General features: G+C 69.1%; 18 protein-coding genes. 8 read left to right on the plus strand and 10 right to left on the minus strand.

Going from position 1 to position 19,928, the window contains the following annotated elements; all coding sequences use genetic code 11:
- Positions 1-2 precede the first annotated feature (2 nt).
- The 7 genes from KIT25_14755 (at position 3) to KIT25_14785 (ending at position 6,429) form a co-directional block, all read left to right on the plus strand.
- Complete coding sequence (locus KIT25_14755; GenBank protein UYN97949.1) at positions 3-1,274, plus strand: glycerate kinase; 1,272 nt, start codon at positions 3-5, stop codon at positions 1,272-1,274.
- Positions 1,271-1,690, plus strand: coding sequence for a hypothetical protein (locus tag KIT25_14760; GenBank protein UYN93316.1), 420 nt, complete (start codon positions 1,271-1,273; stop codon positions 1,688-1,690). Before KIT25_14755 ends, KIT25_14760 begins: the two co-directional genes overlap by 4 nt.
- Positions 1,691-1,838: 148 nt before the next feature.
- Positions 1,839-3,095: a four-carbon acid sugar kinase family protein gene (locus KIT25_14765; protein ID UYN93317.1), complete on the plus strand. Its 1,257-nt coding sequence runs from the start codon at positions 1,839-1,841 to the stop codon at positions 3,093-3,095.
- On the plus strand, positions 3,092-3,736 hold the full coding sequence (locus KIT25_14770) for an aldolase (protein UYN93318.1): 645 nt from the start codon (positions 3,092-3,094) through the stop codon (positions 3,734-3,736). The genes KIT25_14765 and KIT25_14770 overlap by 4 nt, the downstream gene beginning before the upstream one ends.
- A gap of 17 nt (positions 3,737-3,753) precedes the next feature.
- The gene (locus KIT25_14775; GenBank protein UYN93319.1) at positions 3,754-4,668 is read left to right on the plus strand and encodes an NAD-binding protein; all 915 of its coding nucleotides are present in this window, start codon (positions 3,754-3,756) and stop codon (positions 4,666-4,668) included.
- Positions 4,669-4,677: 9 nt separating this feature from the next.
- A complete protein-coding gene (gene pyk / locus KIT25_14780; protein UYN93320.1) occupies positions 4,678-6,090 on the plus strand; it encodes a pyruvate kinase in 1,413 nt (470 codons plus the stop codon).
- An 81-nt stretch (positions 6,091-6,171) separates the two neighbouring features.
- Entirely contained in the window at positions 6,172-6,429 is a 258-nt protein-coding gene (locus KIT25_14785; GenBank protein UYN93321.1) for a hypothetical protein, read from the plus strand.
- 12 nt (positions 6,430-6,441) lie between these two features.
- On the opposite strand, the gene paaF is transcribed toward KIT25_14785, so the two are convergent.
- From paaF to ykgO, 8 genes are all read right to left on the minus strand, one after another.
- Positions 6,442-7,749: a phenylacetate--CoA ligase gene (paaF, locus tag KIT25_14790; protein ID UYN97950.1), complete on the minus strand. Its 1,308-nt coding sequence runs from the start codon at positions 7,747-7,749 to the stop codon at positions 6,442-6,444.
- Complete coding sequence (locus tag KIT25_14795; protein ID UYN93322.1) at positions 7,731-10,262, minus strand: DUF2339 domain-containing protein; 2,532 nt, start codon at positions 10,260-10,262, stop codon at positions 7,731-7,733. The genes paaF and KIT25_14795 overlap by 19 nt, the downstream gene beginning before the upstream one ends.
- A gap of 31 nt (positions 10,263-10,293) precedes the next feature.
- The gene (locus tag KIT25_14800; protein ID UYN93323.1) at positions 10,294-11,529 is read right to left on the minus strand and encodes an amidohydrolase family protein; all 1,236 of its coding nucleotides are present in this window, start codon (positions 11,527-11,529) and stop codon (positions 10,294-10,296) included.
- A 26-nt stretch (positions 11,530-11,555) separates the two neighbouring features.
- Positions 11,556-12,137 (minus strand): hypothetical protein, encoded by a 582-nt coding sequence (locus KIT25_14805; protein ID UYN93324.1) that lies wholly within the window; start codon positions 12,135-12,137, stop codon positions 11,556-11,558.
- On the minus strand, positions 12,134-13,441 hold the full coding sequence (glcF, locus tag KIT25_14810) for a glycolate oxidase subunit GlcF (GenBank protein UYN93325.1): 1,308 nt from the start codon (positions 13,439-13,441) through the stop codon (positions 12,134-12,136). The genes KIT25_14805 and glcF overlap by 4 nt, the downstream gene beginning before the upstream one ends.
- Positions 13,442-13,443: 2 nt before the next feature.
- Positions 13,444-14,610, minus strand: coding sequence for a glycolate oxidase subunit GlcE (gene glcE / locus KIT25_14815; GenBank protein UYN93326.1), 1,167 nt, complete (start codon positions 14,608-14,610; stop codon positions 13,444-13,446).
- 4 nt (positions 14,611-14,614) lie between these two features.
- Positions 14,615-16,102, minus strand: coding sequence for an FAD-binding protein (locus KIT25_14820; GenBank protein UYN93327.1), 1,488 nt, complete (start codon positions 16,100-16,102; stop codon positions 14,615-14,617).
- A 78-nt stretch (positions 16,103-16,180) separates the two neighbouring features.
- Complete coding sequence (ykgO, locus tag KIT25_14825; GenBank protein ID UYN93328.1) at positions 16,181-16,306, minus strand: type B 50S ribosomal protein L36; 126 nt, start codon at positions 16,304-16,306, stop codon at positions 16,181-16,183.
- Between the two features lie 210 nt (positions 16,307-16,516).
- Between ykgO and KIT25_14830 the strand changes: the two genes are divergently transcribed.
- A complete protein-coding gene (locus KIT25_14830; GenBank protein UYN93329.1) occupies positions 16,517-17,719 on the plus strand; it encodes a pyridoxal phosphate-dependent aminotransferase in 1,203 nt (400 codons plus the stop codon).
- 639 nt (positions 17,720-18,358) lie between these two features.
- On the opposite strand, the gene KIT25_14835 is transcribed toward KIT25_14830, so the two are convergent.
- Both KIT25_14835 and KIT25_14840 read right to left on the minus strand, forming a co-directional pair.
- Positions 18,359-19,471 carry a hypothetical protein gene (locus KIT25_14835; GenBank protein UYN93330.1) on the minus strand — a complete coding sequence of 371 codons (1,113 nt, stop codon included), beginning with the start codon at positions 19,469-19,471 and terminating at the stop codon, positions 18,359-18,361.
- On the minus strand, positions 19,468-19,830 hold the full coding sequence (locus KIT25_14840) for a DUF1622 domain-containing protein (protein ID UYN93331.1): 363 nt from the start codon (positions 19,828-19,830) through the stop codon (positions 19,468-19,470). The genes KIT25_14835 and KIT25_14840 overlap by 4 nt, the downstream gene beginning before the upstream one ends.
- Positions 19,831-19,928 lie beyond the last annotated feature (98 nt).

Here is a 19,928-nt window from a genome sequence, read left to right on the forward strand (position 1 = left end):
CAATGAAAGACGCCGACGCCCGCGCCCTGTTGCGCGACCTGTTCGACGCGGCGCTCGCCGCCGCGCGGCCCGCAACCTGCCTCGCGCCCCATGTCGACAGGCTCACGCCGCCCAGGGGCCGCACCGTGGTGATCGGCGCAGGCAAGGCAAGTGCCGCCATGGCCCGCGCGCTGGAGGATCGCTGGCCGCATCCGCTCGAAGGCCTGGTCGTCACGCGCTACGGCTACGCCGAAAGCTGCAGGCGCATCGAGATCGTCGAGGCGGCGCATCCCGTGCCCGACGAGAAGGGCCGCGCCGCCGCCGGCCGCATCCTCGAGCGCGTGCGGGGCCTTCGCGCGGACGACCTCGTGCTCTGCCTCGTCTCGGGCGGCGCGTCGGCGCTGCTCGCCCTGCCCGCGCCCGGCCTGGCGCTCGCCGACAAGCAGGCGGTCAATCGCGCGCTGCTGACGTCGGGCGCCAACATCGGTGAGATGAACACGGTGCGAAAGCACCTCTCCGCCATCAAGGGCGGCCGGCTCGCCATCGCCGCGCAGCCGGCGCGAGTGCTGGCGTGGCTGATCTCCGACGTGCCCAACGACGATCCCGGCGTGATCGGCTCCGGCCCGACCGTGCCCGACCGCACGACCTTCGCCGACGCACTCGCCGTGCTGAAGAAGTATCGCATCGATCCGCCCGATGCGGTGCGCGCGCACCTGGAAGCGGGCGCCGCGGGCCGGATCGAGGAGACGCCCAAGCCCGGCGATCCGAGGCTGGCGCGCGTCGAAAACGTGATCGTCGCCGCGCCGGCGCGTTCCCTCGAGGCCGCGGCCGCACTCGCGCGCGCGCGCAGCTGCGACGCCGTGGTGCTGGGCGACAGTCTCGAAGGCGAGGCGCGCGAGCTCGGCGCCGAGCACGCCCGGCAGGCGCTGGCGCGCAAGGTGGCCAGACCCACCGTCATCCTGTCGGGCGGCGAGACCACCGTCACCGTGCGCGGTGCGGGCCGCGGCGGACGCAACGTCGAATACCTGCTCGCCGAGGCGATCGCCGCCAATGGCGCAGCCAATGTCTGGGGCCTGTCGGCGGACACCGACGGCGTCGACGGCGCGGAGGAGATCGCGGGCGCCCTCTTCGCCCCCGACACGCTGGCGCGCGCCCGGGCCAAGGGCTGCGACCCGCAGGCGATGCTCGACGACAACGACGGCCACGGCTTCTTCGGGATGCTGGGCGACAGCCTCGTCACCGGGCCGACGCGCACCAACGTCAACGACTTCAGGGCAACCTTGATCGTGCCATGACCACCTATGCCGGATCCTGCCACTGCGGCGCCATCCAGATCGCCTTCACCACCGCGAAGAGGCCGGAGGAGATGCGGGTCGGCCGCTGCTCCTGCACCTTCTGCCGCCGCCATGGCGCGCGCACCATGGGCGATCCCGCCGGCTCGGTGGAGTTCCGAGCGGCGCCGGGGACAGTGTCGCGCTACCGCTTCGGCCTCGGCATCACGGACTATCTCGTGTGCAGCAAGTGCGGGACGTACGTGGGCGCCGTCATGGAGGACGAGGGCCGGTTGATCGCGACGCTGAACGTCAATTCTCTGGATATTCGCGATACGTTCGATCCCGCGCCGCCGCTGCACGTTTATGACGGCGAGGACGAACAGCGTCGACGCAAGAGACGCCGGAAGTTCTGGATGAAGGCGTCGGTGGTCGGTTAGAGTCCGCCGATGCGAACCGACGCGCCTCTTCTCCTCCCCTTGCGCCAGCAAGGGGAGGTGTCGGCGTTTTACGCCGACGGAGGGGTCACGACCCCTCCGGCCCTTCGGGCCACCTCCCCAGCTCCGCTGGGGAGGAATGGCTAGAGCCATGGCCATTCTGGGCGTCATCGCCGACGACTTCACCGGCGCCACCGACATCGCCGGCGTGCTGGTGAAGGGCGGCATGCGCACCATCCAGACCATCGGCGTGCCGCCGGCGGGGACAATCCCCGATGACGTGGACGCCGTGGTGGTCGCGCTCAAGAGCCGTTCGATCGCCGCGCAGGACGCCGTCGCACAGTCGCTCGACGCGCTGAAGGCCCTGCAGGCGGCGGGCTGCTCGAGGTTCTTCTTCAAGTACTGCTCGACCTTCGATTCGACCGACGCCGGCAATATCGGCCCGGTGGGCGATGCGTTGCTCGATGCGCTGGGCGCCAGGCAGGCGATCTACTGCCCCGCCTTTCCCGAGAACGGACGAACGATCTTCTTCGGCCACCTGTTCGTCGGCAGCGTGCTGCTGTCGGACTCGCACATGCGGCACCATCCCCTCACGCCGATGACCGACGCGAGCCTGGTGCGCGTGCTGCAGCGCCAGACTCGGCACAAGGTCGGGCTGGTGCCGCTCAAGCAGGTCCAGTCCGGCGCGGCTGCGTTGCGCAGCGCCCTCGACACCCTCGCCACGGACGGCGTGCGCCATGTCGTGGTCGACGCAGTGGCCGACAACGACCTCGGCATCATCGGCGAGGCGGTGGGCGACGACGTGCTGGTGACCGGCGGTTCCGGCGTGGCGCTCGGACTGCCGGCGGCCTGGCGCCGTCGCGGATTGCTCGCTCACAAGCCGAACGCCGACTCGCTGCCGAAGATCGACGGCGCAGCGGCCGTGCTCGCCGGATCGTGCTCGGCTGCGACGCTCGGCCAGATCGCGGCGTTCGAGGGAGCCCGCCTGGCGCTCGACACGGACGCGATCTGCCGCGGCGAGGACGTCGCCGCCAGGGCGCTCGACTGGGCCAGGGGCAGGCTGGGCAACGGGCCGATCCTGCTGTCGGCCAGCGACAAGCCGGAGGCGGTCAAGGCGCTGCAAGCCAGGTACGGCGTCGACAAATCGAGCCAGGCCATCGAGAAGACCATGGCGACGCTGGCGCGCGGCCTCGTCGCGGCGGGCGTCGGCAGGCTGGTCGTGGCGGGCGGCGAGACGTCGGGCGCCGTGGTGAGCGCGCTCGACGTGACGGCGCTACGCATCGGCCCCGAGATCGACCCCGGCGTGCCGTGGACGGCATCGGTCGGCAAGAAGCCGCTGTTGCTCGCGTTGAAGTCGGGCAATTTCGGCGCAGCCGATTTCTTCACCAAGGCGTTTCGGAAGACATGAGCGAAGAAGCCAAGGCCCGCGAGGCCGTCTGCGCGCTCGGCGCCAAGCTCGCCGCGCGCGGTCTCTGCCCCGGCACCTCGGGCAACATCTCCGTGCGCATCGCCGACGGCTGGCTGATGACGCCGACCAACTCCTCGCTGGGCGAGCTCGAGCCGGGCCGGCTCTCGAAGCTCGACCTCGGCGGCCGGCACGTCGGCGGCGACCCGCCGACCAAGGAGGCGCTGCTGCATCGCTCGGTCTACGACGTGCGGCCCAGGGACGGCGCCATCGTGCATCTCCATTGCACGCACGCCGTCGCCGTCTCCTGCCTCGATCCGTCGTGCCACCACGGCACGGAGACGACGCTGCCGCCGATCACGCCCTACTTCGTGATGCGGGTCGGCAAGCTGCCTCTGGTGCCCTACTTCAAGCCGGGTGATCCGAAGCTCGCCGACGCGATCCGCGAATACGCCAAGGGGCATCGCGCCGTGCTGCTCGCCAACCACGGGCCGGTCGTCGCCGGGACGTCGCTCTCGGCCGCTTCGGCCTCGATCGAGGAGCTGGAGGAGACCGCCAAGCTCCACCTGCTGCTGCAGGGCTTCAAGGTCCGCCTGCTGACCGACTCGCAGGTGCGCGACGTCGAGGAGGCGTTTCCGTCGTGAAGCAGGAGGTTTGATCCATGGCGGACAGGAACACGCCCACCGTCGCCTTCATCGGCCTGGGCTCGATGGGCTTGGGCATGGCGAAGAATCTGCTGAAGGCGGGGCATCGCGTGATCGGTGTCGATCCGGCGACGGCGGCGCGCGACGCCTTCGCGGCAGCGGGCGGCGCGATCGAGACGACACCCGCGGCCGCCGCCACGGTTGCCGATGTGGTGATCGTCGCGGTGGTGAACGCCCAACAGGTCGAAGCCGTGCTGCACGGCGAGAACGGCGCGATCGGCGCGCTGCGCAAGGGCGGCCTCGTCATGCAATGCGCGACGGTTCCCGCCGCCTTCGCCCGCACGCTCGGCGAGCGGCTGGCCGCCGGCGGGCACGTCCTGCTCGACGCGCCGATGTCGGGCGGGCGCGCCCGCGCCGAGTCGGGCGAGCTCACCTACATGGCGTCCGGCTCGCCGGCCGCCTTTGCCGCCGCCGAATCGATACTGGCCGCGACCTCGGCCAAGGTGTTCCGCCTCGGCGACGCGCCGGGCATCGGATCGCTCGTCAAGACGGTCAACCAGCTCCTGGCCGGCGTGCACATCGCCGCCGCCGCCGAGGCCGTGGCGCTCGCCGCCAGGGCCGGCGCCGACACGCGCGCCGTCTACGAGGTGATCTCCGCCAGCGCCGGCAATTCGTGGATGTTCGGCAATCGCGTGCCGCACATGCTGGACGACGACTACACGCCGCTCTCCGCCGTCGAGATCTTCGTCAAGGATCTCGGCCTGGTGCTGAACACCGGCCACGAGCTTCGGTTGCCGCTTCCCCTGGCCGCGACGGCCCACCAGCTCTTCCTCGCCGCCGCCGGCGCGGGCTGGGGCAAGCTCGACGATTCGGCCGTCGTGAAGGTCTACGAACAGGCCGGAGACTTCAAAGTGTCGTCGCCCAAGCGCTAGACTGGCCCGATGCAGCGTACTCGCTTCACCAAGATCGTGGCCACGCTGGGGCCCGCCTCGTCGACCCGCGAGCGGCTGATCGCCCTGTTCGAGGCGGGCGCCGATGTCTTCCGTCTCAATTTCAGCCACGGCAACCCGGACGACCATCGCAAGCGGGTCGACCTGCTGCGCGAGCTCGAGGCCCGGCACAAGCATCCGATCGCCATCCTGATGGACCTGCAGGGACCGAAGCTGCGCCTGGGCACCGTCGCCAAGGGTCCGCTGGAGTTGAAGAAGGGCCAGAAGCTGCGCTTCGACATGGACAAGGCGCCGGGCACGGCCAAGCGCGTGCCGCTGCCCCATCCCGAGATCTTCAAGGCCGCCCAGCCCGACGGGCTGCTGCTGATCGACGACGGCAAGGTCCGGCTGCGCATCGTCGCGCACGACGAGAACACGATCGACACCGAAGTCGAGGTCGCGGGCCCGATCAGCGATCGCAAGGGCGTCAACCTGCCCAACCTCGTGCTGCCGCTGTCACCGATGACGCCGAAGGACCGCAAGGACCTGGATTTCGGCCTGTCGCTCGGAGTCGACTGGGTGGCGCTGTCGTTCGTTCAGCACGCGAACGACATCGCCGAGCTGAAGAAGCTGGTGGCGGGCCGCGCCGCGGTGATGGCCAAGCTCGAGAAGCCGCAGGCCATCGAGCATCTCGACGAGATCATCGAGCAGAGTGACGGCGTCATGGTGGCGCGCGGCGATCTCGGCGTGGAGATGCCGCCCGAGGCGGTGCCGCCGCTGCAGAAGCGCATCCTCGCGGCCTCGCGCATGGCCGGCAAGCCGGCCATCGTCGCCACGCAGATGCTCGATTCGATGGTCCATTCGCCGACACCGACGCGGGCCGAGGCATCCGACGTGGCGACCGCCGTCTATGACGGTGCCGACGCGGTGATGCTGTCGGCGGAATCGGCGTCGGGCGACTATCCGGTCGAGGCGGTGACGATCATGGACCGCATCCTCAAGAGCGTTGAGGCCGATCCGCTCTACCGCCGCCTGATGGATGCGAGCCGCCGCGAGCCCGAGGCGACCACCGCCGACGCGATCAGCGCCGCCGCCCGGCAATGCGCCCACACGCTCGGCGCCGCCGCCATCGTCACCTACACGAACACCGGCTCGACCACGCTGCGCGCCGCCCGTGAGCGGCCCGACGTGCGCATCCTTTGCCTGACGCCCAACCTCGCCACGGCGCGCAAGCTCACACTCGCATGGGGCGTGCATCCGGTTCACGGCGAGGATGCACACAATTTCGGCGACATGGTGCAGCGCGCCGCCCGCGTGGCGCGCCAGCAGAATCTCGCCCGGCAGGGCGACCGGTTGGTGATCACCGCGGGCGTACCGTTCGGCACGCCCGGCGCCACCAATATCCTACGCATCGCCTACGTCTGAGGACGTCTCGCCGCACCCCCGGCGCCCGCGGGGATGCGCGGCACGAAAGCTGCGTAGGCTCCCTGAAGAAGCATTCGCGGGATGAAGATGGACAACCCCTCCGAGACGAAGCGGCCCTACCGGCCCCGGCGCGCCGGCCTCACCTGGATCGACTTCCTGGTCATCGCAGCCACCGTGCTGGTATTCGGCGCGGTGGTCATGTCGAGCCGTTCGGCAGAGCGCACGCTGCCGACCCTGTCGGCGCTCACGCCCAACCTGCCGCTCCAGCCCACGCACGCGGCGGACGACCTCGCCGTCATCGGCGCCAGGATCAAGCTCGCGACCGGCCCCTGGTCCTGACGGCGGGGCGAGTCAACCCTTCGGCCGCTTGTCGATCACGCGCCGCGCCTTGCCCATCGAACGCTCGACGGCGCCCGGCATGGCGACCTCGACCTCCGCGCTCAGCCCGCACATCCCCTTCAGCCGCCGGGCGAGTTCGGCACCGCTCGCCGCCAGAGCCTCCGCCGCCAGAGCCTCACGCGCCTCGACCCGCACCAGCAGGTCGTCCAGCGCGCCGCTGCGGCTGAGTTCGATCACGTAGTGGCCCGACAGCGCCGGGTCGCGCAGGATCTGCTCTTCGACCTGGCTGGGAAACAGGTTGACCCCGCGCACGATCAGCATGTCGTCGCTGCGGCCGGTGATCTTGGCCATGCGCCGCATCGACGTGACCGAGCCCGGCAACAGCCGCGTCAGGTCGCGCGTGCGGTAGCGCACGACCGGCATCGCCTCCTTGGTCAGCGAGGTGAAGACCAGCTCACCCGGCTGCCCGTCCGGCACGGGCGCGCCCGATTCCGGATCGACGATCTCGGGATAGAAATGGTCTTCCCAGATCGTCGGACCGTCCTTGCTCTCGACGAACTCGCAGGCGACGCCCGGGCCGATCACCTCGCTGATGCCGTAGATGTCGGCGGCGTCGATGCCGAGCCGACGCTCGATCTCGGCGCGCATCGCCTCGGTCCACGGCTCGGCGCCGAAGATCCCGATCCTCATCTTGGTCGCGCGCGGATCGACGCCCTGCCGGTCGAACTCGTCGGCCAGCGCCAGCATATAGGACGGCGTCATCAGCACGACCCGCGCGCCGAACTCGCGGATCAGCTGGACCTGGCGCTCGCTGAAGCCGCCCGACATCGGCACCACCGTGCAGCCCAGCCGCTCGGCGCCGTAATGGGCGCCGAGCCCGCCGGTGAACAGGCCGTAGCCGTAGGCATTGTGGATGACGTCGCCCGGCCGCGCGCCGCCGGCATGAAGCGAGCGCGCCATCAGGTCGGACCAGGTCGCGATGTCGCGCGCCGAGTAGCCGACCACCGTCGGCCGGCCGGTCGTGCCGCTAGAGGCATGGACGCGCACGCACTTCTCGCGCGGGATCGCGAACATGCCGTAGGGATAGGCGTCGCGCAGATCGCCCTTGACGGTGAAGGGGAAGCGCCGGAGATCGTCGAGCGACTCGAGATCCTCCGGCCGCACGCCCGCCGCCTCGCACTTGGCGCGATACGGCGCCTGGTTGTCGTAGGCGTGCCGCAGCGTCTCCCGCAGGCGCTTCAATTGCAGCCCGCGCAGCGCGTCGAGCGAGAGGTCGAACTCGGGGAAAAGCCTGTCGGTCTTCACTTCTGTTGCCTCAATGCCAGTCCGAAGCGGCGATAGGCATAGCCCAGGCCGAGCAGCGCCGCACCCAGTCCGAGGAACGACAGGACCCGCAGCAGACCCTGCAGTCCCGCCATGTCGATCAGGAAGACCTTGGCGACGACGACGCAGACCAGCGCCATGCCGGCATGGCGCAACGCCGCCGCATCGCGCGCGAAGCCGAGCGCCAGCAGACCGACGCCGAACAGCAGCCAGACGATGGAATAGGCATAGAGCTCCAGTCCCGTCGCGCCGAGCCCGGGCCGGTGGAAGCCCGGATCGAAGAGATGCCGCACTTCCATGGAGAGATAGACGAAGATCAGAACGCCGGCGGCGATCTCGGCCAGCAGCAGAACGGCGCGATGCGCCTCCACGCCGTCCATCCAGTGCCGCGCCAGGCCCGCCAGCGCCGCCGGCACCGCATAGGCGAGCAGCAGCAGGTTGAGGATGGGCCAGGTACCGACGTCAGCCTCCTCGAGGATCGGGTTGAGGAACAGCACCTGCGCGAGCAGCGCGGTGGCGAGCGCCAGCGCGCCCGACGCGCGCCACGCCCACAGCGCCACGGGGTCACGCCGCGACCGCGCCAGCCACAGCGCCGCCACGGCGAAGCCGCCCCAGGCCAGCACGTGGCAGGTGCGCTCGGCGAAGCCCGCCGCGGGCGATGTCATGGAATCGTGCTGGAACAGGCTGCGCACCTCGAGCGTCGCCAGGACGAAGGCGAGCAGGCCGATGGCCGCCTCGACGGCGCGCACCAGGCGCAGGTCGCCGGTCGGCCGCAGGAACCGCAGCGCCATCAGCAACGCCGCGATCGACAGGCCATAGCCCCACAGCATCCAGTTCAGTACCGGCGTGGTGCCGAGCGGATAGTCGAGCACCTCCGGGTTGAGCACGAAGCGCACCACGACGGTGGCCAGCAGCGGCCAGCACATCAGGCGCATGGCGACGAGGCCGAGCCGCTGGGCGATGAAGGCGACCGCCGCGAGCTCGATCGCATAGGCCACGGTGATCCATTCGCGACTGAGCTCGAGTGGGATCGCCGCGGCGACGAAGAACGACACGCCGGCCGCCAGGAAGCCGAGCGCCTCGGTGGCGCCGGGCATGCTCGCCCGCCAGCGCGCCAGCCGCTCGGCGCCGACCAGGAACGGCACCGAAAGCCCGATGCTGATGAGGCCCCAGGGCGTGCCGGGCGCCGCGGTTCGCAGCACGTACCAGCACAGCAGGAAGTGGCCGAGACCCGCCGCCACCGAGAGCGCCGCCCAGAAGCCCGGCCGGCCCGCGTTCCACATCAGGGCGAAAGCGCCGCCGGCATAGAGCGCGCCGAACGGCAGCGCGACCGAGGCGAAGGCATCGGCATCGCGCCACAGTGCGAGCGTCGCCAGCGACAGCGCCGGCACCAGCGCGGCGACGTACTGGTAGCGCGGCACCCAGCGGGCGAGCGCGTAGACACCGATGCCATGCGCGGCGAGCGCCACCCAGCCCGCCGCCGGCGCGCCGTCGTCGACGAAAATCAGCGCCGACAGGAGCACGCCGGTCGAGGCCAGCGACGTCCAGACCAGGAGCTGCGCGTCGAGCGGCGGGTTGCGCCACGTCACCCATATGAAGAGCCCGGCGACGGCGACGAGGAACGCCGCGACCCAGGCGAGGCCCGCGACGTCGGCGAAGATCCAGGCGAGGACCCAGGCCGCCGAGCCCGCCAGCACGCCCCAGCCGAGCCACCACCAGCCGCGCAGGCGGATGACCCAGAGCGTGCCCGCCGCGATCGCCAGCAGGTAGCCGAACAGCACCGGGGTGTCAGGCTCGGCGCTGCCGACGACGGCAGGACTCACGAACCCGCCGACGAAGGCGAGACCGGCGACGAAGATGCCGTGGCGCAACGACACGCCGATGGCGAAGGCAGTCAGCGCCGCCGCGCCGCCGCCCGCCGCGGTCTGCGAGATCATGCCGTAGAGCGCGACCGCCGCGAAAAGCGCGCCATAGAGCGCGGCGACGCCCGCCGCCGCGAGGGCCTGCGCCACGCGGTCGTCGCGCGGCCTCAGCCGTTCGGCGCCGGCGATCAGCCCGAAGCCGAACAGGGCGGCGAGAATCACCCGTACTTCGGGCGAGAGATAGCCCTCCTCGATCGAGTAGCGCACGAGGAAGACGGCGGCGAGTGCAAGCGTGATCGCGCCGACCCAGATGAAGGCGCGCGCGCCCAGCCGCTGCTCCCAGCCGACCTTGTCCACGGGCGGCGGCGGCGGTTCCACCGGCTCGACGAAGGGCTCCGGCAGCGACGGTTCTGGCAGCGAAGGCTCGGCGACCGGCGGCGGCTCGAAGGCCGGCGGCAGTTCCGCGGCAGGTGCGGGCGGCGGCGAGACCGGCGCCTCGGCGATCCGGCGACGAAGCTCGCCCAGATCGGCGCGCAGCCGCGCATTCTCGTCGCTCAGGCGGCCGGTGCGCACCAACGCCACGATGGCGATGATCGGCGTGCCGAGAACCCAGGCGATCCCGATCAGGATGAGAAGGATCTCTTCCACCGGATCGTCCCGACGGCGATCGACGCCCCGCCTATTCGGCGGCGAGGCGGGCGGCGGCCACGGCGAAGGCAGCGCGGTTGTCGCGCGCGACCTGGCCGCGCTTGACCACCAGGCGATGGTTCTCCTTGCGCGCCGCCCGCGCGATGTCGGCGAGCGGGTCGCCGTCGCAGACGACGAAGTCGGCGCTGTTGCCCTCCCTGACCCGCCCCTGGTCGTCGAGCCGCATCAGGTCGGCCGCGGAAGCCGTCGAGAAGAAGAGCGAATCGCGCGTCGAGACTCCGACCTCGCACATGTATTCGAGTTCCCGCGCGTTCTCGCCGTGGCGGTTGTGCGGCGTGCCGGCGTCGGTGCCCATGGCGATGCGGCCGCCCGCCTTGTAGTACATCTTCACCGAATCGATGTGGCGCTCGAAGACGCGGCGCGCCTTGTCGACGGCGTAGGCGGGGATCGAGCGGTCGCCGTCGTCGTAGCCCTTGAGGATGTTCTTCACGGCGGCGAGTGTCGGCACCAGCCACACGCCGCGCTCCTTCATCTCGCGGCAGCATTCGTCGTCCATGAAGATGCCGTGCTCGATGGAATCGATGCCGCCGCGCACGGCGTTGAGGATGCCGAGCGCGCCCTGGGCGTGGCTGGCGCAGCATTTGTGGAAGCGATGAGCCTCCGAGATGCCCGCCTTCATCTCGTCGGCGGTGTAGTGCGCGTCCTCGGGATTGACGCCGGGCGTCATGACGCCGCCGGTCGCCATGATCTTGACCAGGTCGGAACCGGCATGGACTTGCTCGCGCACCGCCTTGACCACCTCGTCGACGCCGTCGGCGACGCGGGCGGTGCGGTTGCCGTGGCCGCCGGTCATGCAGATCATGCGCCCGGCGCAGCGCATCGTCGGGCCGAGGAAGCGGCCGCTGTTGAAGGCGTCGCGCATGGCGAATTCGATGTAGTCCTTGCCGCCGCAGTCGCGCACCGCGGTGACGCCGCCCTCGAGCGTGGTGCGCATCAGCTCCATGCCGCGCACCGCAAGATGCGCCGGGCTCAGTGCCTCCTGCGCGGCGCGCGGATTGCCCTCGCCGCCGAACAGCGAATGGACGTGGCAGTCGATCAGGCCGGGCATCAGCGTGCCGCCGGTCGTGTCGACGCGCACACCCGCGAAGCCCACGAACTCGCCGGCCGGCGCGACCCGCCTGACCTTGCCGCCCTCTTCCAGGACGGCATGCCCGTCCACCGCCTTCTCGCCGTCGAACAGGCGGCCGCCGACATACAACGTGGCCATCACGCAACTCCCCGAAAACGAACCGACTATCTGCCCGCCGTCCGCTGGACGCAACCCAGCGGGTCATCGGACGGCTCGGCGCCCAGAGCCCTGAGGCGGGCGATCTCGATGTCGAGGCCGACGATGTGCGGATTGTACTTCCTCGCCAGCTCGAAGGCGGCGACGGCGCGGCCGTTCTCGCCCATCTCGGCGCGGATCATGCCGAGGCCGGAATAGGCGCCGAAATGGCGCGGCTCGCGCTTCACCGTCTCGCAGATGTCGGACAGCGAGGCCGGGAAGTTGCCCATCAGCCAATGCACCGTGGCGCGCTTGTTCCAGGCCTCCGACAATTCAGGCGCGATCTCGATCAGCCGTGTGAAGGTGGCGACCGCCGCGCCGAATTGCTGCTGCTGCATCTCGAGCATGCCGCGCAGCATGAGTTCGCGCTGCGCCGGCTCGGGCACCATCGTCCACTGCTCCCAGATCGCCGCTTCGAGGGACTGGATGGCCATCGGGTCGGTGGCGGTCTGCAGCTTGGCGAACAGCGTGTCGAGCATGGTCTGGCTCCATGCGGTCGCCGCCAGCATCATGCCGACGAGCGCCGCGATGCAAGGGCGAAGATCGGTCACGGTACGGCCGCCGGCCTCGGTCCGCCGGTCGCCCAGTCGAGCAGCTCGACGGTATGGACGACCGGTATGTCAGTGCCGCCGGCGATGTTGCCGACGCAGCCGAAATTGCCCGAGGCGATCACGTCGGGCTTCACGCTCTCGATGTTGGCGACCTTGCGGTCGCGCAGGCGGCGCGACAGGTCGGGCTGCAGCACCTGGTAGGTGCCGGCCCAGCCGCAGCAGAGATGGCCCTCGGGCACGTCCTTCACGACGAAGCCCGCGTCGCGCAGCAGCTTCTTCGGCTGCTCATGGATCTTCTGACCGTGCTGCATGGAACAGGCGGAATGATAGGCCACGGTGAGCGGATGCGCGGTCACGTTCGCGAGACCGATCTCCAGCATCAGCTCGCTGACGTCCTTCGCGAGCCCCGACACGCGCGCCGCCTTGTCGCGCCACGCCGGATCGTGCGCGAACATCGCACCGTAGTCCTTCACCGTCGTGCCGCAGCCCGAGGCATTGACGACGACGGCATCGACGTCGGCGCCCAGCCAGGCGTCGATGTTGCGCCGGGCCAGCTCCAGCGCCTGGTCCTGACGGCCAACATGCAGCACCGACGAGCCGCAGCAGCCAGAGCCGGCGACGTTGACCACCTCGACGCCATGACGCGTCAGCAGCCGGACGGTGGCTTCGTTGACCTCGGGCGCCAGCACCTGCTGGCCGCACCCCGGCATCAAGGCGACGCGGCGGCGACGCGGCCCCACGGCGGCGAAGGTCCCCGGCCGGTCGACCGGTGACGGCGCCGGCACCGTGTCGGGAACGGCTTCCAACATCGCGCGCAGACGACGCAGGAACGTGGCGCCGCCCGGATCGTGGCTGGTCGACGGCAACAGCGCCGCCAGCGGCCTGGCGACGCGACCGAGCGCCGTCGCCCATCGGAACCAGGCCGGCCGCGGCATGAGGAACGCCAGCAGGCCGCGCATCAGCCGATCGGGAAACGAACGCCTGTAGCTGGTCTCGATCCGATGACGGCCGTGATCGACCAGGTGCATGTAGTGCACGCCGGACGGGCATGTCGTCATGCAGGAGAGGCACGACAGGCAACGATCGACGTGGCGCACCTCCTGCATGGTTGGCGCGCGATCGCCCTCCAGCATCGCCTTGATGAGATAGATGCGGCCGCGCGGCGAATCTCGCTCGTCGCCCAGCAGCACGAAGGTCGGACAGGTTGCGGTGCAGAAGCCGCAATGCACACACTTGCGCAGGATCTGCTCGCTGCGCGCGGTGTCGGGATCGGCCAGTTGCGCCAGGGTGAAGTTGGTTTGCATCGCTAGACCACGCGCCCCGGGTTGAAGAGCCCCCTGGGATCGAAGCTTTCCTTTACGCGCCTTGCGAGCGCCGCCAGCGCGGCCGGCTGCGGATGAAACACGGGCACCGATGCCCGTACGGCTTCCGGCGCGCGGATGAGCGTCGCGTGGCCACCGTTCACCGCGCCGCGCACCAGCGCGTGGTCGGCATCGGCGCTGGACGGCAGCGCCAGCCAGATCAGGCCGCCCGACCAGTCGTAGAAGTATCGGGCCTCGGGCCGTCGCGCCGCGATGCGCGCGACGACGGCGGGGCCGTCGGTCGGCGCACAGGAAATCTTCCAGACGAGGTCGCCGGGCGCGGCGGCGAGCGGCGCCACGTCGCGCACCTCGCGCCAGAAGGCCCGCGATTCGAGCGTGCCGAGCTCTTCCATCTTCGCGCCGGCCGACGACAGCAGCTCGCGCAGACCTGCGAGCCGCGCTTCGACCGACGGCGCCACGCCCTCGACGCGCAACGCGGTCTTGCCGCCGGGGAGGTGTGCGGCGCCCGAGACCTCGTGCGGGCTGCCCATGGCCGCGCACATCGCCTTGACCGCCGCCGCGTCGTCGAGGCCGAGCAACAGGAGAGTGCGCGTCTGGTCGGGCGCCGGCAGCACCTTCACCGAGACCTGGTCGAGCACGGCAAGCGTGCCCCACGACCCGGCGAGCAGCTTGGAAAGATCGTAGCCGGTGACGTTCTTCATCACGCGCCCACCAGACTTGAAGCTTTCGCCGCGGCCGTTGACGCCGCTGAAGCCCAGCAGGTGATCGCGCGCCGCCCCCGACGACAGCCGCCGCGGCCCGGCAAGGTTGCCCATCAGCGCACCGACCAGCGTGCCCTGCCCCGCCTCGCGCCCCAGCAGCGGCCCGAGATCGGGCGGCTCGAAGGCCAGCATCTGATTGCGCTGCGCCAGCAGCGCCTCGACCTCGCGCAGGCTCGTGCCGGCACGCAGCGTGACCACCAGCTCCTCCGGCGCGTACTCGACGATGCCGCCGATGCCGGAAAGGTCGAGCACCCGATCGCACGCCATCGGCTTGCCGAGCACGAGTTTGCTGCCCTGGCCGCGCACGTCGAGCGTCACGCCCTCGTGCAGCGCCCATTCCACCGCCTGGCGCAGCTCACCCGCGTCGCGCGGCCTTATGGTCGAGGACATGGACCTAGAACCGCGGCAGCTCGGGAAACGGGATCTTGCCCTGATGGACGACCAGACGGCCGAGCTCGGCGCAGCGCCGCAGCCTCGGGAACACCTTGCCCGGATTGAGCAGGTGGTCGGGGTCGAAGGCGCACTTCACGCGCATCTGCTGGTCGAGGTCGATCTCGGTGAATTGTTCGCCCATCAGGTCGCGCTTCTCGATGCCGACACCGTGCTCGCCGGTCAGCACGCCGCCGACGCGCACGCAGAGCCTGAGGATGTCGGCGCCGAACTCCTCGGCGCGGCGCAGTTCGTCGGGATCGTTGGCGTCGAACAGGATCAGGGGATGGAGGTTGCCGTCGCCGGCATGGAAGACGTTGACCACGCGCAGGCCGTGCTTCTTCGACATCTCGCGCATGCCGGCCAGCACCTCGACCAGCTTGCCGCGCGGCACCGAGCCGTCGAGGCACATGTAGTCGGGAGAGATCTGGCCCACAGCGGGAAAGGCCGCCTTGCGCCCGGCCCAGAACAGCACCCGCTCCTGCTCGTCGCGACTGACGCGCAGCGTAGTGGCGCCACGCTCGCGCGCGATCTCGGCAACCCGTCCGACCAGGTGATCGACCTCGACCTCCGGCCCGTCCAACTCGACGATCAGCAGTCCTTCGACGTCGAGCGGATAGCCCGCGCCGACATAGGCCTCGGCGCACTTCACGGCATCCCTGTCCATCATCTCCATGCCGCCGGGGATGATGCCCGAGGCGATGACCGCAGCGACGCAATCCGCGGCGCCCGCTTCGGTCGGGAAGCCCAGCAGCACGGCACGCGCCGTGGTGGGCCGTCGCAGCAGCCGCACCGTGACCTCGGTGACGACGCCGAGCAGCCCTTCGGAACCGGTCATCAACCCCATCAGGTCGTAGCCTTCCGAATCGAGGTGCTTGCCGCCCAGCCGGACGACCTCGCCGCTCATCAGCACCATCTCGATGCCGAGCAGGTTGTTGGTGGTGAGGCCGTACTTGAGACAATGGACGCCGCCCGAGTTCTCGGCGACGTTGCCGCCGATCGAGCAGGCGATCTGCGAGCTGGGATCGGGGGCGTAGTAGAATCCCTCGTGCTCGACCGCCTTGGTCACGCCGAGGTTGGTGACGCCGGGCTGCACGCGCGCGCAGCGGTTGGCATAGTCGATCTCGAGCACACGGTTGAACTTGCCCATGCCGAGCAGGATCGCGTCGCCGACCGGCATGGAGCCGCCCGACAGCGAGGTGCCGGCGCCGCGCGGCACGACCTTGACCTTGCCGTCCTGGCAGTAGCGCAGGATGGCCGACACCTGCTCGACCGTCTCGGGCAGCACGACGACCAGCGGCATCTGCCGATACGCCGACAGGGCGTCGCATTCGTAGGGGCGCATGCCGTCGAGATCGTCGATCACGCCCTCGCCCGGAACGATGGCGCGCAACGCGGCGACGATCTCCGACCGGCGGGCGAGAATCTCGGGGTCGAGCGGCGGCATCTGCATGCCCCTGCTCTTACGCCAAATGAAAAAGCGGCGGAAGCCGGAGGCCCCGCCGCTCGTGGTGCGTCCCGGACGCCCGGATCAGCCCTGGCGGGCCTTGAAGCGCGGGTTGGTCTTGTTGATCACGTAGACCCGGCCCTTGCGGCGCACGATGCGGCTGTTCTTGTGGCGGGCCTTCACGGACTTCAGCGAATGGCGGATCTTCATGGCACTTCTCGACAAAAAGCCCCGGCCGCGCCGGGGTGAATTCCAAAAGCGCGCGGAAAATAGGGATAGGGCCGCCCGGCGTCAACCCGCCATTCGTACCCGATTCCGGCGCCGGGACGGACCGGTTTGCCTGGCGGTCATCGGCATCGCTGTAGTTGGCGTCGGGACGCCGGCTTCCCTATTGTCCGCGCGTTTGGGTGGGAAGGGGCAATGTTCGAACCGGCAGAGCGTCTGAAGAACGTCAAGGTGTCGGCCTCGGCGGCGATGACCCGCAAGGTCCGCGAGCTGCGCGCGCAGGGTGTCAAGATCGTCGGCCTCTCCTCCGGCGAGCCCGACTTCAGGTCGCCCGCGCATGCGATCGAGGCGGCGCACCAGGCGGCGCTCGCCGGCGACACCAAGTATCCGCCGCAGGATGGCACGGTCGCGCTCAAGAAGGCGGTGCAGAAGAAATTCAAGCGCGACAACGGGCTCGACTATGCGCTCGACGAGATCATGGTGTCGAACGGCAGCAAGCAGATCATGTTCGGCGCGACCATGGCGAGCGTGAACCCGGGCGACGAGGTGATCATCCCTGCCCCCGGCTGGATCAGCTACGCCGACCAGGTGAAGCTGTGCGGCGGCGTGCCGGTGCCCGTGTCGTGCCCGGAGAACAACCAGTTCCGCCTGCGCGCCGCCGATCTCGACGCGGCAATCACCGACAGGACCAGGTGGGTGGTGGTGAACTTCCCCAACAACCCGACGGGTGCGGTCTGCACGCGCGAGGAGATGAAGGAACTCGCCGAGGTGCTGCTAAAGCACCCGCAAGTGCTGGTGATGGCCGACGAGATCTACGAGCACCTCGTCTATGACGGCGTGAAGGCGCATTCGATCGCCGAGGTCGAACCGCGCCTCAAGGATCGCACCTTGACCGTGAACGGCGCCTCCAAGGCCTATGCCATGACCGGCTGGCGGGTCGGCTTCGCCGGCGGCCCGAAGCCGATGATCCAGGCGATGATGAACATGCAGGGCCAGGCGACCGCCGGCGTCTCGACTATCGGCCAGGCGGCGGTCACCGCGGCACTCGAGGGGCCGCAGGACATCATCGCGAGCCATCGCGCCGACTACCAGAACCGCCGCAACCTCGTGGTCGGCTGGCTGAACGAGGCCAGGGGCATCAAGTGCCACAAGCCCGAAGGCGCGTTCTACGTGTTCCCCAACATCGCCGGCTGCATCGGCCGGACGACGCCCAAGGGCAAGAGGATCGAAACCGACACCGACTTCGTCACGGCGCTGCTCGAGGAGCGCCATGTCGCGACGGTGCAGGGCGCGGCCTACGGCATGAGCCCCTACTTCCGCATCTCCTACGCCACCGACCTCGACAGCCTGCGCGAGGGTTGCCGGCGCATCCAGGAATTCTGCGCGGAGCTGCGTTAGGGCATCGCTGCGTGAGGACTCAAACGCCCGTCCTCGCCCGCAAGCAAACCGGCACCAGATGTTGTACGCGTCCAGTTCAAGAGATGAAAAATTAATGGGAGCGTCGTAGCTCGGATGCCAGTGAGAAAACGCAGGCGAAAGGGCCGAGGCCACTACCGCGCGCCCATATCCGTTGGCGCTGATGTCTAGCGCACCAGTACCAATACGTTGTGCCGATCTCATCAATCTGACCGTAGCTGACGGTCGACACTCCAACATCTTGTAGACGCGGTTGACGACGGCGGCCCAACTTCCGGTCAGACAACCATCCTGACCGGAATCGAACGGCGCGTGTGCCGGGTCGTCGGGAATGCGTCCTCGATCGCCGCACATGCGGCAACGAATGGCACGTCGAGTGCACCCGTCGGCGCGATGTCATTTCAAGCAAGCAGAGAGAAAACAGCAGCAACTTAGAGCTTACGTAAGCGTAAGGTTGCTCACTCGCTCGGAAAGCGAAGATCCTCGCAGGCATGGCTCGCATCCTACGCGCGCGTCGTACCGAACCGGAAATCTGGTCTACCGGCTGCGAAAGGCGCCTTGATTCTCAACGACAATCCCGGGGGCGGTGAACCACCGCCGCTTGCTCTAACAACGCCCCCGTCAGTTGGCCGGCACAGTGACAACGGGCGATGCCGACTTGACACCGACATCGGATATCGAGAACAGCAGCATGACACTGCCGAAGAGCAGCTTCGAGCGGACGTCGGTGTCGGCGATCCAGAACCAGCGGTCCTTGTACGCCACCGCGACGTAGGCATCGGCAGGCGGAGAACTGCCGCTCAGGATGCCCAGCAAAGGGGATGTCGATCCGCCCGCGGGCGAACCGCTTGTCGCCCCCGGCATTGCCCGGCCCGCCGCAACGTCGGCATCCGGCACCTGCGCAAGCACGCCGAGTTCCAGCATAACCTGCAGCATGGAGCGCGTGCCGATCGCGATCTCGTCGTTCCGCCCGGAGTGACCGCCATACCTGACCGCGTATCCCTGGGCTGGCCGCGACAGACCGAGAATCGCCCTCAGCTCCGCGATCTTTGCCGCCAGATCGGGGGAAGCCGTGGCGGGCGGAAAACCGATGACAGCCGTCTCACCGTCCTTGGTGCGCTCGATACGTATCTGGAGGGCGTTTGCCTGCTGAAGCTCGAGGAGCAGCTGCGTCAAGCGCAGGAACTTCGAGTCGGCTGGACGCGTCATGCCGGGGCGGCGCGACTCGTTCGAGATGCCATTTATGGAGTCCACCGTCAGAGGCATGACGACGGTCGCCGAGTAGCCGGACTGCAACAGGAACAGGACGGCGACGGGAGGCACGGGCGCCATCAGTTTCTTGATAAAGTCATTGCCCGTCAGCGGCGCATAGATCACGGTCGGGCGGTCGATATAGGTAGCGCCGACGGTTGCCGAGCCGCCAATCGCGGCGGGCACCCCGACCGTCGACGGGATGTAGTTCTGAGCGGAAAACCCGGCAGCAACGGTGGTCTGCATCTGATAGCCGGCAATAACCTGCGCGATCTCCAAGAACACGGGAAAGTCGCCGTAGCGCAGTTTCACGATGTTCAACAGAGTTTGCTGCTTCCAGGAATCGCCGATCGCGGCGGCGTAGTCGGACCTGTCGCGGGGCACCGTGTCCGGGCCGATGCTACTGCAGCCAGTCGCCGATATTGCCATCAGGAGGACAACCAACGGACCAGCGACGCTGGTACCGAAGGCGAGGATTTTCATCGGGCAGACCTGTCATGGTCATTCTTCTGCCACGGCCAACGTCCACTCACCTCGAGTTCCAGCGCGAAACTGAGCAATGTACGGATTGCCACGATCACCGCCAGTACGCCCAGATTGTGCAATGTCGGCTCGACGGCGACGGTGCCGATGATGTCGGCGATCACTAGGAACTCGAGGCCGAGCAGGATCGCGCGGCCGAGATCGGCCCTCAAGTCGTGGTAGGCATCCGAGAACGCTATGCCACGCGACAGCCGGACCACACAGGCGCCGCACGCCAGCAGCGCCCCCAGTATCAGCACGATCACACCGATCAGCTCGATCACGTGGCCGGCGCCGGATGCAATTGCAACGATCTCCATGACCACTGTCGCATTGATGTGGGTCAGGACGACCCAACTGCATTTTAAGCAGGTAACAACAATCTCCCCAGCGCAGCCTTGACCAAAGTCAACGCACG

This window comes from Enhydrobacter sp. (genome assembly GCA_025808875.1).
Taxonomy (GTDB): Bacteria; Pseudomonadota; Alphaproteobacteria; order Reyranellales; family Reyranellaceae; genus Reyranella.